Consider the following 15,240-nt stretch of genomic DNA (forward strand, 5'->3'; position numbering starts at 1 on the left):
GCCCGCCATATATCCAGCTGGTGCGGAACCGATCCGCATTTCGGAGCGAACCATGAATTGGCTCACCAACGTCGTCCGGCCGAAGATCCGCAACATCCTGCGGCGCGAGACGCCGGAAAACCTCTGGATCAAGTGTCCGGATTCCGGACAGCTCGTGTTCTACAAGGACGTCGAGGCCAACCAGTTCGTCATCCCCGGCTCGAACTACCATATGCGCATGGGCGCGGTGGCCCGGCTGAAGTCGATCTTCGACAACGAGACCTGGTTCGATGTCGCGCTGCCCGAGGTGACGGCCGATCCGCTGAAATTCCGCGACGAGCGCAAATATGTCGACCGCATCAAGGACGCCCGCACCAAGACCGGGCTGAACGACGCGATCAAGGTCGGCTACGGCAAGTTAGAGGGCGCCGGCGTCGTGGTCGCGGTGCAGGATTTCGATTTCATGGGCGGCTCGCTCGGCATGGCCGCCGGTGAAGCCATGGTGCGCGGGCTCGAGCTCGCGGTCGAGAAGAAGTCGCCCTTCATCGTGTTCGCCGCATCCGGCGGCGCGCGGATGCAGGAAGGGATCCTGTCGCTGATGCAGATGCCGCGCACCACCGTCGGCGTGCAGATGCTGCGCGAGGCGCGCCAGCCCTACATCGTCGTGCTGACCAATCCGACCACCGGCGGTGTCACCGCGTCCTATGCGATGCTCGGCGACATCCAGATCGCCGAGCCCGGTGCGCTGATCGGCTTTGCCGGCGCGCGCGTGATCGAGCAGACCATCCGCGAAAAGCTGCCGGACGGCTTTCAGCGCGCCGAATATCTGCGCGAGCACGGTATGGTCGACATGGTGGTGCATCGCCACGAGATGAAGGCCACGCTGGCGCGGCTGTGCCGCCTGCTGACCAAGGCGCCGCCGCTCGAATCCGCATCGAAGCCCAAGGCCCCGGTCACCGAGCCGGCCCAGATCGTCACGGCGCCGGAGACGGTGCCGGCCGCGCCGCACGCGTGACCGCAAGCGCCGCCCCATCGCAGGCCTCGTTCGAGGCGTTGATCGCGCGGATATCGGCGCTGCATCCCAAGCGCATCGATCTCAGCCTCGATCGCATGCGCGGCCTGATGGAGCGGCTCGATCATCCCGAGCGCAAGCTGCCGCCGGTGATCCATGTCGCCGGCACCAACGGCAAGGGCTCGACCATCGCCTATCTGCGCGCGATCCTGGAGGCGTCGGGCCTGCGCGTGCACGTCTTCACCTCGCCCTATCTGGTGCGGATCAACGAATGCTACCGGCTGGGCGCCAAAGGCGGCGGCAAGCTCGTCGGTGACGATGAGCTGCGCGAGACGTTCGAGCACTGTGAGCGCGTCAACGGCGGCAATCCCATCACCATCTTCGAGATGGAAACGGCGGTGGCATTCTGCCTGTTCGCCAGGCATCCTGCCGATGTCGCGCTGCTCGAGGTCGGGCTCGGCGGCCGGCTCGATTCGACCAATGTGGTCGAGACGCCGCTCGCCTCGGTGATCGCGCCGGTCAGCATGGACCACATGGAATTCCTCGGCGACAATCTGACGGCGATCGCCGGTGAAAAGGCCGCGATCATCAAGCGCAAGGTGCCGGTGATCTCGGCCGAGCAGGCGCCGGATGCGATGGCCGTGATCGAGGCGCAGGCGAACCGCATGCGCGCGCCGCTACATGCGGCCGGCCAGCAATGGCATGTCGGCGTCGAGCGCGGCCGGCTGGTGTATCAAGACGAGCGCGGCCTGCTGGATCTCGCCGCGCCGAAACTGTTCGGCCGGCACCAGTTCGACAATGCGGGCCTCGCGATTGCGACGCTGCGCGCGATCGACAAGTTCAAACTCAACATCGCGGCCTTTGAAGCCGGCATCGTCAATGCGGAATGGCCGGCGCGAATGCAGCGGCTGGTTTCCGGCGCGCTCGTCGGCCAGGGGCCGCAGGGCTCCGAGGTCTGGCTCGACGGCGGACACAATGCCGAGGGCGGCCGCGTTGCGGCCGCGGCGCTCGGCGATCTCGAGGAGCGCGTGTCGCGGCCGCTGGTCGTGATCGCAGGGATGATGGCCAACAAGGACGCCAACGCTTTCCTCGCTAATTTTGCCGGGCTGACCCGCCACATCATCGCGGTCCCGGTGCCCGGCCGCGACAACGGCATGGCGCCGGACAGACTAGCTGACGCCGCGCGGGCGCTCGGCATGCGGGTCGAGATCGCTGACGGCGTCGCCGCCGCGCTGCAACGGCTTGCGATGCTGGCCTATGAGGTGCCGCCGCGCATCCTGATCACGGGCTCGCTGTATCTGGCCGGTCCCGTGCTTGCGGCCAACGGCACGCCTCCTGCATGATGTCGGTGTCGTAGCCCGGATTGCGCTTCGCTCCATCCGGACGGGACGTCGCGCTTGAGGACAGGACAATATCATGCGTTTTGCTGCGATCGCCGATATCCACGGCAACCATCTCGCGCTCGAAGCCGTGCTGTCGGACATCCGCGCGCAGGGCATTTCCGACATCGTCGACCTCGGCGACATGGTGAGCGGGCCGCTCGATGCCCGGCCGACGATCGATATGCTGATGGCGCTCGATGCGGTCCATCTGCTCGGCAATCACGACCGCTATCTGATCGACCGCCCGCACGAGAAAATGGGCTCCTGGGAGCGGCTGACCTATACCCGGCTCGAGCCGCGGCATCTCGACTGGCTGCGCACGCTGCCGGCGAATGCGGTCTATCGCGACGAGGTTTTCCTCTGTCACGCAACGCCCCAGGATGACGAGACCTACTGGCTCGAGACGGTATTGCCGGGCGGCGAGGTTTGCATGTCTGCGCTTGACGCGATCGAGGCAAGGGCCGCCGGCGTGAGGCAGCCGCTGATCCTCTGCGCACACACGCACACTGCGCGAGCCGTGCGGCTTCGCGACGGCCGCTTGATCGTCAATCCCGGCAGCGTCGGCTCGCCCGGCTATCGCGTCGGCAAGCCGCATCCGCATGTCGTGGAGGCCGGTTCGCCCGACGCGCGCTACGCGATCCTCGAGCAGGTCGATGGTGGCTGGGACGTAACCTTCCGCCACATTCCGTACGACCACGCGGCAATGGCGGCGCTGGCGCGCCAGCACGGCCAGGCCGAACTCGCCTCGGCGCTGGCGACGGGATGGATCCGGTAACCGCGCCCCAAACCCGTTTCGTCATACGCGGGCTTGACCCGCGTATCCGTCAATCTTCGCAAGGGCATTTTTCGAACGCAGATGGATGGCCGGGTCAAGCCCGGCCATGACGAACGAGATTCGATAGGCCGGCCTCGGCGTGATGGAGACGATGCACTCCTAATGGATATGCGCCTCATCCGAGACGCCGACATGCTCGCGATAGACCATCTCCCAGCCCTTCCAGCCGGTGAACAGCAGGATCAGGACCACGATGAACGATAGCGCGAGGCCGGTCGGCACGATGGCGGATGTGCCGTGCTCGAAGCGCGAATACCAGTTGTACAGCGCGATCAATACCGCGATGACGTTGCCGCCGGCGTGCTGCCACGCATCGGATAGGTTGCGGACCTGATCGTCTCCGAGGAGATCGATCACGCCGGCAACGGCGGCGAGCGCGGCCATGATCAGGCCGATACCAAGCAGCCAGAGCGAGGCGCTGGCCCAGAACTCAGTGCCCGTCTTCCAGAATGCGAGATCGGCAACGAAGGTCAAAACAAAGCATACGACCGGAAACGGAATGAGCATCGGATGGATAGGATGTCCCGCGACCTGCGCGGTTGATCTGGGGTTCGACATGGGTCCCTCCCGAGGGCCATTTGACACCAGAACGTGGGCCACCCGCTCGGGTTCCTAAGCGTTGCCGCGCAACCGCAGGGATCGGGGTGCAAAACAAAACGGCCGGCTTGTCGCCGGCCGCTTCGCAAATCAGCTAATTCGAATCGGATCAGACCGCAGCGGTGATCCACTGCTGCAGCTTGGCCTTCGGCGCGGCGCCGACCTGACGGGACGCCATTTCGCCGCCCTTGAAGATCATCAGGGTCGGGATCGACATCACGCCATACTTCGATGCGGTCTTCGGGCTCTCGTCGACGTTGAGCTTCACGATCTTGACCTTGTCGCCCATCGCACCGGAAATCTCATCGAGAGCGGGAGCGATCATGCGGCAGGGGCCGCACCACTCGGCCCAGAAGTCGACGACCACCGGCCCGGTCGCCTTGAGCACTTCGGCTTCGAAATCGGCGTCAGAAACCTTGCCAACGGCCATGTGAGTACCTCGTTCGGTTGAGACAAAAGGGCGCGGTTGAGAATCGCGCCCGGGAGCATGGGTCAAACCTATGAACGCCCCCTTGCCGGGTCAAGGTTGCTCACGCCGACATGAACTTATGCCAGGGCGGCGTCCAGCGCGGAGGCGGAAATCTCCATGATTTCAGTCGTTTCGGTCCAGAGCAGGGCGGCCCGCACGGGCAGCTGGGGATAAAGCCTGGCGAGCACCGCGCGGTACAGTGCGAGCTGCCGGACATAGCCCTGCGGCGCCTCGGCGGCGGTCCTCGGCGGGGCATGATTGGTCTTGAAATCGACGATCAGGACATGGTCCGGCGTCACCACCAGGCGGTCGATCTGGCCCGAGACCAGCGCCTTCGGCTGGCCCGAGCGCTCCAGCCGCCCGACGATCGAGACTTCCGCGCGGCTGCCGGGCGCGAACACGGCGGCAAAGCGCGGATCGGCGATCAGGGCGAGCACCTGATCCGCGAGCGCGGCCTGCTCCTGTTCGCTCCAGCCGTCGGCATTGCGCGCGAGGAAGCCGAGCGCGGCGGCGCGCCGCCGCTCGAGGGCCACGTCGGGCAGCGATTGCAGCAGGCGATGCACCAGCGTGCCGCGTTGCAGGGCGCGGGCGCGCAGCAGCACCGATTCGCCGGTTCGGATCGGGTGGCTGTCGCCGTCAGCCGGATCGGACGGACGCAGCATGCCCGCCGCTGATGCTTCCGGTGCGGCCGGTGCACGCAGCCAGGACGGCAACGCGATCGGCACCGCGGCCGCTGACGCAGTCGCACCGGTGAGATCGGCGACGTCGTCCGGCCGCGAATAGCGCATCACCTTGCCGGCCGGCGTCTCCAGCTCCTCGAGCTTGAGCCCGGAATTGGCGAGCCCCCTGGTGATCAGATCGTACCAGGACGATTTCCGCACCGTGTTCATGTTGCCCGGCATGCAGCCGCCGACGATCAGCCGATCGGCGGCACGGGTCATCGCGACATAGAGCAGGCGGCGATACTCGTCCTCGGTGTCGCCGAGCATCGCCTTGCGGGCATCGGCGACGTTGGGCGGATCTTCGGCCTTCTTGCCGGCCCACACCACGACGCCGGGCGCGTTCGGCGCGGCATTGCCCTGCGGCAGATGGATCAGCCGCAGCCGCTGCGTGTCCGACGGCGAGGTCGTGGTGTCGACCAGGAACACCACCGATGCCTCGAGGCCCTTGGCGCCGTGCACGGTCATGACGCGGACCTCGTCGCGCGAAATCTCCATATCGCGCTTCACCTCGGTGTCGGCGGCGCGCAGCCAGGCGACGAAGCCCTGCAGCGAGGCCGGCGCCTTGCGCTCATAGCTCAGCGCAAGCTCGAGGAATTCGTCGAGCGCGTCGTTGGCCTCATGGCCGAGCCGGCGCAGGATGCGCGCCCGCCCGCCGTCGCCGCCGAGCAGCCAGGCGTAGAACGCGAACGGCGTCTCCTGGGTGAAGCGGCGCTCGCATTGTTCGAGACGGCGCAGCGCGGCCGCGAATCGCTCATCGGTTGGCGCCTGCGCGGCCAATGCCTCGCGCAGCGAGCCGCGACGCTGGTACGCCAGTTTGAACAAATCGTCGTCGTCGAGGCCGAACAGCGGGCTCTTCAACGCCACCGCCAGCGCGAGATCGTCCTGCGGCAGCAACAGCTCATCGGCGAGGTTCATCAGGTCGATGATCGCGATGTGCTCGGTCAGCTTCAGCCGGTCGGCGCCGGCGACCGGGATGCCGGCGTGCTTCAGCGCCTGGATCACCGCGTCGAAGGCGTTGCCGCGCCGCCGCACCAGGATCAGCATGTCGCCGTAGCTCAGTGGCCGCCGTCCGCCGGCGCTGCCGGTCATGGTGCCGCTGGCAACGAGGCGCTTGATCTCGGCCTGGATGCGCCTTGCCAGCTTCACCTCGGGGCTGGTCACCGAGACGCCGTCGAACGGCGCGCGCCAGCCCTCGATGTCCTGGCGATCGTCGGCAACCGCGAGATCCCAGAGCTCGATCAGGCTCGGGCCGGCGTCAGTCATCGCATTGTGGATCGGGTAGCCGTTCTCGACCGCATGGATGCTGCGAAAGATGTCCTGCTCGCGGAACACATGGTCGACCGAGTGCAGGATCACCGGCCCCGAGCGGAACGAATAGGTGAACGACACCGGGTCGAATTTCAGCCCGGCTTCCTCGAACCGCCGCTTCAACTCGCGCCGGCGCAGGTCGAATTCGCGCGGCGCCGCGCCCTGGAACGAGAAGATCGACTGCTTCTCGTCGCCGACCGCGAACACGGTGCGCACCAGGCCGTCGCGCGCGCCGGCGCCGGAGGTGAATTCCGAGATGATGTGCGCGACGATGTCCCATTGCCGGGGGCTCGTGTCCTGCGCCTCGTCGATCAGCACGTGATCGACGCCGCGGTCGAGCTTGTAATGCACCCAGCCCGACGAGACGCGGTCGAGCATCGCCAGCGTCTTGTCGATCAAGTCGTCGTAGTCGAGCAGGCCGCGCTCCAGCTTCTCGCGCCGGTAATGCGCGGCCGCCGCGGTCGCGATGTGGATCAGCGCCTCGGTGCGGTCGCGTGCAACCACGGCGCGGCGGCGCTCGATCAACGGACCGAGACGGTCGATCTCCGCTTCGAACCGATGGCCGGCGGCCGAATTCTTCTTGATGAAATTGTTGGTGACAACAGACGCGCGCGGCGCGCGGTCGTCGGTGAGGAAGACGCCGAGATACTCGTCGACCTGGGCTGCACCGGTGAAGGTCAGCGCGGCTCGCAGTCGCTCGGCCTGCTTCTGATCCGCCTTGCTGCTGGTGTCGAGGAGTGTAGCCATCTCCTTCCAGCTCGACCGCGGCAGGTTCGGGCCGTCGACGATCTCGCGCTCGACATCCTCGATGCGAATATCGGCGGAGACGCCGAGCGCGGCCGACATCTGCGCGGCGGCGGCCGCGGCGTTGCCGGCGGCATCGGTCCAGGCCATGAAATGGTCGCGGCTGAGGCAGGCCTCGCGGACCACCTCCTTGAAAGTGACGTCGGCGGCATTTGCCATCGCCGTCCGCAGCGCGCGGCCGATGGGACTGTCGGGAATCCGCGACGCTTCGAGGAACACCGCGAGATTGGCGCGCTCCATCATCTCGTTCTGGTCGCGGTCATCGAGCACGGCAAAGCGCGCCGGCACATTGGCCTCGAACGGAAACTGTTGCAGCAGGCGGGTGCACAGCGCGTGGATGGTCTGCACCTTCAAGCCGCCCGGCGTCTCCAGCGCGCAGGCAAACAGCTTGCGAGCTTCCTTGCGGAGCTTCGAATCTGGATGCGCGATACCGGCCTCGCGGATCGCGGCGTCGAGCCCGGCGTCGTCGAGCGTCACCCAATGGCCGAGCGTCGTGAAGACGCGCTCGGCCATGTTCGCCGCGGCGGCCTTGGTGAAGGTGATGCAGAGGATCTTTTCCGGCGGCACGCCCGACAGCAGCAGGCGGATCACGCGCTGCACCAGCACATGGGTCTTGCCCGAGCCGGCATTGGCCGACACGAAGGTCGACGCCTTCGGATCGGACGCACGCGCCTGCGCGTCGCGCACGGCGGGCGGGATGGGCCTGATAGCCTTCACCATTCCTCGATCCCCAGGCCGCCGGCGGCGGACCATTCCTTGATGCGTGCGAGGTCGTCATAGGCGCCGTAGCGGTTCGCCCACATCGAGAGGTTCAGCGAGGTGTAGGCCTGCTGCTCGTCGTCGAAGGCGCGGATCAGGGCCTCGAGCTTGCGCCGCGCGCTGTCGGCGGCTTCATCGGGCGGCTGCGGCGTGTCGCTGGTCTTGATCTTCAGCTCCAGCGAACGCTGCTCGCCCGGCGGGTTGTTGCCGCTCAGCCTGACATAGACGAGGTCGCCGACCGAGGAGTCCGCCGGGATCTCAGCGAAGCCGCCCTCGCGCAGGATCGCGGCTTCCAGGGTGAGCTGCGGCGACAGGCCCATGCGCACCTGCTTGCCGGTCGGCGGCTGGCCGGTCTTGTAGTCGAGGATCGCAAAGCTGCCGTCATCGCGCCGTTCGATGCGGTCGGCGCGCGCCGAGAGGGTGAAGGTTCTGGCGTCGTCGAGCGGGATCCCGATCTCGCCGCGGATCTCGGCCTTGATGGCCTCGATCTGGCCGCGCCGGGCCTGCTCCCATTCGGCAAACCATCCTGCGATGCGCTGGAAGCGCGGCCACCACAGCGCCCGCGCCTCGGGCCGCTCCATCAGCGGTGCGAAATATTTGCCGCCGATCTCGCGCAGCGTGCGCAGAGTGTCGGCGGGCAGCGCATCGGCATAGACCTGCGTGAACTCGCCGAGCGCCTCGTGGATCGCCGAGCCGCGATCGGCCGCCGACAGCGGCATGTCGACGGGGTCGAGCGGATCGAGCTTCAGGATGTAGCGCGCATAGATCGTGTAGGGATCGCGCAGCCAGTCCTCGATCGCGGTGACAGACATTTTCAGCGGCCGTGCCTCGCGCGGCGGCCGCGGCTCCGGCTGCGGGATCGGCTCGACCTTGTCGGGCCGGTCGAGCTCGGCGGCATATTGCACGTAAGTTTCGCCGGCCGATGTCGCGGCCTTCCAGCGCGCTTCGCCCGCCACCGCTTCGAGCCGGTGCAGGAAGCGCGAGGCGACCGCCGGCGCGCCGCCGACCTTTGCGGCGTGGGTGAGGATCACCTCGTGATGGCCGAGCAGCTGCGCAAAGTCGTGCGCGGACAGGCCGATGCGCCGCTCGGGGAGATCGAGCCCGAGCTCGTGCCGCATCGGCCGGCTCAGCCAGGGATCGATCCGCGGCGCCGGCGGCCAGACGCCCTCGACCAGGCCGCCGAGGATGACGCAATCGGATTCGGTGAGACGTGCTTCGAGCTGGCCGAAGATGTTGAGCTGCGCCCGCGCCGATTCCGGCCGCCGCACCGTGCGGTCGGCGAACGCGGTCTGGAACACCTCGGGATAATCGGCGAGCGGCGTCATCAGCCCGCTCGGCTGCTGCTTGGCGAGCAACTCGTCGAACGCGGACGCCAGCGACGCACCGGCGCGCTCCTCGAACACGAGCGCAACGCCGTTCTGGTCGCCGGACAGCGCGATCAGCGCCTCGCGATGGCGCGCCGCCAACTCCGCGAAGTCGTAGGGCTTTGACGACGCCATGCCTTCGAGCGGCGCCAGCGCCGCCTGCAATCTGCCGATCAGGCCCTCGGCCTGGTTGAGCTCGTTGTCGCGCAGCCGGGCGCGCGGCTCCATGGCGTGCAGCGACGAGGTCTCGCCGCCGTGCAGCTTGACCAGCTCGGCGCGGAAACGCGCGAAGTCGCGGGCGAGACCGCCGGTCCCGGCTTGCGGCCGCGTGCCGCGCAGCAGCGCGATCTCCAGCACCTCGATCGCGCGCCGCAACGCCCCATGCGAACCGCCGAGCCGGAACAGCGGATGCTTGAGCAGCGCGAGCAATGTCGGCGGCTCCAGCCCCTTGGCCGCGGCCTCCGCGGTGAGGCGGGCGAACACGCCGGCCGGCGTTTCCATCAGCGCATCGCCGCCGGAATCATCGAACTCGAGCTTCCAGCGCGTCAGCGAGGCCATCACGCGGCGCGCCAGCGCGCGATCCGGCGTCACCAGCGCGGCCGATTTGCCGAGGTGCCGCGCCTCGCGCATCGCGACCGCGATCGCCAGCGCTTCCATTTCCGGATTGGGCGCTTCGACCACGGTGAGGTTAGTCATCCCTGCGGAAATCCGCGCCACGATCTCCGGCCGCTCCAGCCGATCATGCCACTGCGCGGTCGCGGTCGAGGGACGCATCGTCTCCGACACCAGCACCTCGCGGCCGAGTGGCGCGGGCTCGGCAAGGCTCTCGACATCGCGGCGCTTGATGCCGAAGCGGTCGAGCAAAGCGTGCATCGCGAATTGCGGATGGTTCGACGAGGGCGGCGTGGTGAACCTGCCGTCGTCGCCGCGCTCGCCGCCGATCGTGCCCCAGGAGTCCTCGTCGAGATCGGTGTCGAGCCCGGGCAGCACCACGGCGCCGTTCGGCAGCTTCGCCACCGCGTGCAGGAATTTCGCCGTCGCCGGCATCGAGCCGGTCGAACCGGCGGCGATCACCGGGCCCACGTGATGCGCGGTGAGCCGCGCCGCTTCCGCCTCGATCAGGAGATCGCGCCGCGCCGCGGGCTCGATCCGGCCGATCTCCTTGAGGTAGTTCGGCCAGGCGTCGCGCGCGATGCGCAGGAAGTCGAGCGAGTGCTGCCAATATTTGTCGAGCTGGTCCGGCACCAGGCGGTCGAGCGCGCGCCAGTCGACGCCGCGCGTCACCATGTCGTCCATCAGCCGCGCCAGATCGCCGGCGAGTTGCAGTGTCGAGGCCGGGCCGCCGACCACCAGCGGCGCCGATACCGGCGTCTTGGCCCAGGCCGCGACCAGATGCGCCAGCGTCAGCCGGCGCTCGAGCTCGCCGAGCCTTGGCGGAATCTCCAGCGGCGCGGCGCCGCCGACGTCCTCGCTTTGGTCGGCGAAGGCAAGTTCGTCCTCATCGATGTCGCCGAGCGCGACGATGCGCGGCAGCACGGCGGCGTCGGACTCGAGCACATCGAGGAAGATTTCCCGCGCCAGCCGTCCGGCACGGCGGGTCGGCAGATACAGCGTGGCGTTGGCGAGCCTTGCCGGATCGCTCCGCGCCTCGAATCCCGCCACCAGCCGGCCATCGACCAGCGCCGAGATGACGGTCCGCAGGAACGGCGCAGAAACGGGAACACTGAAGACGCGCATGGGCTGCCTGATTCGAATCCGGCGCCAATATAGGGAGCGGCGGCCGTCGTTAGCCACCCCTGACGGAGAACCGTCACCGCTCAATATCGCAATCGGCCGGCGCAGCGGTCGGCGGCATCCAGGAACCAGCGCAGCGCCGGATCCCGGGCGGCGCGGCTTGTATGGATCAGGTCGATCGCGAAGGCGGGGATGTCGATCGGCGGTGCGACGACGGCAATGTCGGCCAGATGCGTGAAGCGCCGGGCGACGCGCTCGGCCATCGTGGCGATCAGATCGGTGTCGGCCACGGCGAACGGAACGGCCACCACATGCGCAAGCGTCACCGCCACCCGTCGCTTCAGTCCATGGCGTGCCAGCAGCGCGTCGATCACGCTCGGCAGGCCGTCGCCGCCGGCCGCCGAGAACAGCGCGTGAGGCAGGGTCGCGTAATCTTTCAGACTGAGGCGCTCCGATCGGTTCGCGCGTGCATCGCGGACGCAGACGAAGCGTTCCTCGAATAGCCGGTGCCGGACACAGCGCGGCGACTCCGGCAGGTGCCCCCCGATCAGCGCATCGAGTTCACCGCGCTCCAGCTTCGCCAGCGCCACCGTCGCATCGGTGAGCGGGCGCACGGCAAGGTCAATGCCGGGCGCTTCGATGCGCAGCAGCCGGGTCAATTCCGGCACCACAACGAGATCGCCGTAGTCGGTCGCGGCGATGGTGATCCGCCGTCGCGCGATGGCCGGATCGAAGCCCTGATCGGGCACCAACGCGCTCCGGATCTGCCGCAGCGCTTCGCCGATCGGCCCGGCCAGCGCCAGCGCCTTTTCGGTCGGCTGCATGCCCGCGCCGGCACGCAGGAACAGTTCGTCGGCAAACAGCGCACGCAGCCGCCGCAACGCGCTGCTCATGGACGGCTGGGCGAGCCCGATGCGCTCGGCCGCCCGGGTGACGTGGCGCTCCTCCATCAGCGCCTCGAAGGCGACCAGCAGGTTGAGATCGATGGCGGCTAAATTCATTGTAGCAATAGTGCATATAACAATAATCGATTTCAACAATGATCTGCCCCAGCCTATGCTTGTTGGCCGGACATGACGACGGGACCCAGGAATTTGGCGAGATTTGAAAGGCTGGTGCCGCGCGGGCCGACACTGCTGATCCTCGGCGTGCTGGCAGGATTGGCTTTCCCTGCCTTGGCGGATGGCGTGCGCCCGCTGATGGCGGCGGCGATCTTCGTTCTGGTGCTCGGCACCTTCCTCCAGGTCGACGGGACGGCGTTCCGGCGCGCATTGCGGCGGCCGCTGGTCTGGCTGCTGTTGCCGGCGCTCGCCATGCTGGCGAGCCCGCTTGCCGTCGGCTTTGCCGCGCGCGGCGCCGGCTTTCGACCCGAGCTGATCGTCGCATTGGTGCTGTCGGTGTGTGCGCCGCCGTCGAGCGGCACGGCGGCCGTCGCGCGCATGCTCGGCTTCGACGCGACCATTCCGCTTGCCGTGACGCTGCTGTCGATGGCGCTGGCGCCGGTCACCGTGCCGCTGATCGCCGCGGGATTTGCCGATCTCGCGCTCGATCCGCTGGCGCTTGCGACGCGGCTGGCGCTGCTGGTCGGCGCCGCCGGCGCGCTGGCGTTGCTGCTGCGCCGTCAGGCCGCTGCACGATTGGTGCAGCATGCGCGCATCATCGACGCGCTCGTGCTCGCCTCGCTGCTGCTGTTCGCGATCGCCACCATGGCCGGGGTGCGTGCTCAGATCGAAGCGCAACCGGCCGCCGCGTTCACCTGCGTCGGCCTTGCCTTCGCCTGCAATCTCGCCCTGCAATTGTGCGGCGCGCTGCTCACGCCGGGCAATCTGGCTGCGCGGCTGACCAGCGGCCTCATTCTCGGCAACCGCAATGTCGGACTGGTCTGGTCGGCGATGGGCGCTGCGGTGTCGCCGATGACGGCGTTGTTCTTCGCCGCCACGCAGTTTCCGATCTATATGACGCCGCGGCTGATCGAGATGCTCGTTCGCCGCGAGCGCAGGGAGAATGCCTCACCATGAGCGCGACGATCCTGACCGAAGACCTCGCCGTCCGCTTCGCGCGCATCGCACTCGGCCATGTCACGCGCGAATATCCGAACAAGCCGGATCACGTGCTGGCGGGGCCGCAGGACGCGCGCACACCGCGCGAACTGCATCCGGTGTTCTTTGGCAGCTACGACTGGCACTCCTGCGTCCACAGCTACTGGATGCTTGCCCGGCTGCTGCGCCGCTATCCCTCATCCGAGGCGGCGGACGATATCCGCGCGCTGTTCGACGCGCAGTTCGTTGCGGAAAAGGTCGCGGCGGAATGCAGCTATCTCGCCGCCCCGACCGCACGCGGCTTCAAGCGGCCTTACGGCTGGGGCTGGCTGTTGAAGCTCGCGGCAGAGCTCTCGCTGCTCGACTGGCGCGACCGGATCGCTCCGCTTGCCGAGATCTTCGCGCAGCGCTACCGCGATTTCCTGCCGCTCGCCACCTATCCGGTGCGGGTCGGCACCCATTTCAACACCGCGTTCGGGCTGCGCATGGCAGCCGACTACGCCGCAGTGACACAGGACGATGCGTTCGGCGCGCTGTTGCGCGACACGGCGCTGCGCTGGTACGGCGCCGATCAGGACTGCCCCGCCTGGGGTGAGCCGAGCGGTGACGACTTCCAATCGTCCGCGCTGATCGAAGCGGAGTGCATGCGCCGGCTGCTGGCACCGGGTGATTTCCTGCCCTGGTTCGACCGCTTCCTGCCGCGGCTCGAACTGCGCGAACCGGCAACCCTCTTCCGACCCACAACGGTCACCGATCGCACGGACGGTAAGCTGGCACATCTCGACGGGCTCAATCTCAGCCGCGCATGGTGCTGGCGGGCGCTGGCCGGTGCGTTGCCGGCGGCCGATACGCGCCGCCCGATCCTGCAGGATGCTGCGCGACGCCATCTCGATGCCGGCCTGCCGCATATCGCCAGCGACTATATGGGTGAACACTGGCTTGCGAGCTTCGCGGTGCTCGCGATCGACGCCGATGGCTGACGACGGGCGCCGCCTAAGCGACGCTTTCCAGGTACGCTTCTTCCGCAGCCTGGATCGCGTCGGGAGTCCCGACATGCATCCAGACGCCGTCGAGGCGCAGGCCGAACAGCCGCTCCTGCTCGTTGGCGCGGTCGAAGATCTTGGTCAGCGAGAACTCGCCGGCCGGCGCGTCGGCGAACAGCGCAGGCGACATGATCGCTGCGCCGGCATAGACGAACGGCACCACCTGGTGCTCGCGCCGCTTGCGCAAGGCGCCATCCGGCAACATCGAATAGTCGCCGCGCCCGCCATAGCCGATGCTCGTAGCGGTCGGCGCCATCAGCAGCAGGATATCCATCCGCGCGGGATCGAAGGTTTCCGCGAGCCGCGCCAGATTGGAGCGCACGCCGTCGATCCACATCGTGTCCGCGTTCAGATGATAGAACGGCGTATCGCCGAGCAGCGGCAACGCCTTCACCACCGCGCCGCCGGTGCCGAGCACCTGGTCGCGCTCGTCGGAGATGATCACGCGCGGACGGCTGCGGGTCTTGACATGCTCGATGATCTGGTCGGGCAAATAGTGCACGTTCACGACGGCTTCGCTGACACCGGCGCCGGCGAGCTTGTCGAGCACATGGTCGAGCAGCGGCTGGCCGGCGACGCTGACCAGCGGCTTCGGCATCGTGTTGGTCAGGGGGCGCATGCGCACGCCGAGGCCCGCAGCGAGCACCATGGCCTTATGGGGTGTGACGGGCATCTTCCGGATATTCTCGGTCATCATCTCTCATGCGCCGATCATATCACGGCGATTCGGCAAGCACATCAATCAGACGCCATAGTCATCGGACATGACGGCCGTAAGACGGCAATGACGACCCGGGCCTAGACGTCGGCAGCTTGCGTGCCGCGTTTGGCAGTTTTCTTCTTCTTGTCGCCTTGTTTGAGAAAGTTGACGCCGATCTGGTCGCCATTGACCCATGCCAGCTCGCAGCGGCGATAGGCCAATCCTGTGGACGACAGCAGCAGAAAGAACTCCTTCAGGTTCAGGCCCTCGACCGAGCCATCGACGGAGAGCTTGGCGCCCGTCTCCGACACGTCTTCCATGGTGCAGTCGCGCCGCCAGGTGCCGTCGATGCCCATCATGTGCGCTGCTATGCCGCGCTCAAACGTGACACGATCGCCCTTGCGTCGTTCCGTCCCCATCGTGTGGTCCCGCTCCAGATCCGGCCGCGCCATGGATCAGGTGCGGGCTCGGCAACCTTAGGGGGCCTGAGGCT

General features: G+C 67.6%; 12 protein-coding genes. 5 read left to right on the forward strand and 7 right to left on the reverse strand.

Annotation, left to right across the window (positions count from 1 at the left end; genetic code table 11):
- Positions 1-52: 52 nt before the first annotated feature.
- The 3 genes from accD (at position 53) to QJT82_RS23600 (ending at position 3,148) form a co-directional block, all read left to right on the forward strand.
- Positions 53-994, forward strand: a complete 942-nt coding sequence (gene accD / locus QJT82_RS23590; RefSeq protein ID WP_028341700.1) for an acetyl-CoA carboxylase, carboxyltransferase subunit beta — start codon at positions 53-55, stop codon at positions 992-994.
- Positions 995-1,089: 95 nt separating this feature from the next.
- On the forward strand, positions 1,090-2,334 hold the full coding sequence (locus QJT82_RS23595; protein WP_245288769.1) for a folylpolyglutamate synthase/dihydrofolate synthase family protein: 1,245 nt from the start codon (positions 1,090-1,092) through the stop codon (positions 2,332-2,334).
- Positions 2,335-2,407: 73 nt separating this feature from the next.
- Positions 2,408-3,148, forward strand: a complete 741-nt coding sequence (locus QJT82_RS23600) for a metallophosphoesterase (RefSeq protein WP_028341698.1) — start codon at positions 2,408-2,410, stop codon at positions 3,146-3,148.
- A 159-nt stretch (positions 3,149-3,307) separates the two neighbouring features.
- Here the strand turns inward: QJT82_RS23600 and QJT82_RS23605 are convergent, their stop codons facing one another.
- The 5 genes from QJT82_RS23605 to QJT82_RS23625 all read right to left on the reverse strand — a co-directional run bounded on the left by QJT82_RS23605 (position 3,308) and on the right by QJT82_RS23625 (position 12,002).
- Positions 3,308-3,766 (reverse strand): DUF2231 domain-containing protein, encoded by a 459-nt coding sequence (locus QJT82_RS23605; protein WP_028341697.1) that lies wholly within the window; start codon positions 3,764-3,766, stop codon positions 3,308-3,310.
- A gap of 148 nt (positions 3,767-3,914) precedes the next feature.
- A complete protein-coding gene (gene trxA, locus QJT82_RS23610; RefSeq protein ID WP_016847387.1) occupies positions 3,915-4,235 on the reverse strand; it encodes a thioredoxin in 321 nt (106 codons plus the stop codon).
- 116 nt (positions 4,236-4,351) lie between these two features.
- The gene (gene addA / locus QJT82_RS23615; RefSeq protein ID WP_028341696.1) at positions 4,352-7,828 is read right to left on the reverse strand and encodes a double-strand break repair helicase AddA; all 3,477 of its coding nucleotides are present in this window, start codon (positions 7,826-7,828) and stop codon (positions 4,352-4,354) included.
- Positions 7,822-10,968, reverse strand: coding sequence for a double-strand break repair protein AddB (gene addB / locus QJT82_RS23620; RefSeq protein ID WP_028341695.1), 3,147 nt, complete (start codon positions 10,966-10,968; stop codon positions 7,822-7,824). The genes addA and addB overlap by 7 nt, the downstream gene beginning before the upstream one ends.
- An 80-nt stretch (positions 10,969-11,048) precedes the next feature.
- Positions 11,049-12,002 carry a LysR family transcriptional regulator gene (locus QJT82_RS23625; RefSeq protein ID WP_245288767.1) on the reverse strand — a complete coding sequence of 318 codons (954 nt, stop codon included), beginning with the start codon at positions 12,000-12,002 and terminating at the stop codon, positions 11,049-11,051.
- 57 nt (positions 12,003-12,059) lie between these two features.
- Between QJT82_RS23625 and QJT82_RS23630 the strand changes: the two genes are divergently transcribed.
- Together QJT82_RS23630 and QJT82_RS23635 are read left to right on the forward strand one after the other, a co-directional pair.
- Positions 12,060-12,983: a hypothetical protein gene (locus QJT82_RS23630; RefSeq protein ID WP_245288766.1), complete on the forward strand. Its 924-nt coding sequence runs from the start codon at positions 12,060-12,062 to the stop codon at positions 12,981-12,983.
- Entirely contained in the window at positions 12,980-13,984 is a 1,005-nt protein-coding gene (locus QJT82_RS23635; RefSeq protein ID WP_028341693.1) for a DUF2891 domain-containing protein, read from the forward strand. The genes QJT82_RS23630 and QJT82_RS23635 overlap by 4 nt, the downstream gene beginning before the upstream one ends.
- 13 nt (positions 13,985-13,997) lie before the next feature.
- Here the strand turns inward: QJT82_RS23635 and QJT82_RS23640 are convergent, their stop codons facing one another.
- Positions 13,998-14,720: a nucleotidyltransferase family protein gene (locus QJT82_RS23640; RefSeq protein WP_028341692.1), complete on the reverse strand. Its 723-nt coding sequence runs from the start codon at positions 14,718-14,720 to the stop codon at positions 13,998-14,000.
- A gap of 125 nt (positions 14,721-14,845) precedes the next feature.
- The gene (locus QJT82_RS23645) at positions 14,846-15,166 is read right to left on the reverse strand and encodes a PilZ domain-containing protein (protein ID WP_028341691.1); all 321 of its coding nucleotides are present in this window, start codon (positions 15,164-15,166) and stop codon (positions 14,846-14,848) included.
- Positions 15,167-15,240 lie beyond the last annotated feature (74 nt).

This window comes from Bradyrhizobium sp. Mp19 (assembly GCF_029952935.1).
GTDB classification, from domain to species: Bacteria; Pseudomonadota; Alphaproteobacteria; order Rhizobiales; family Xanthobacteraceae; genus Bradyrhizobium; species Bradyrhizobium elkanii.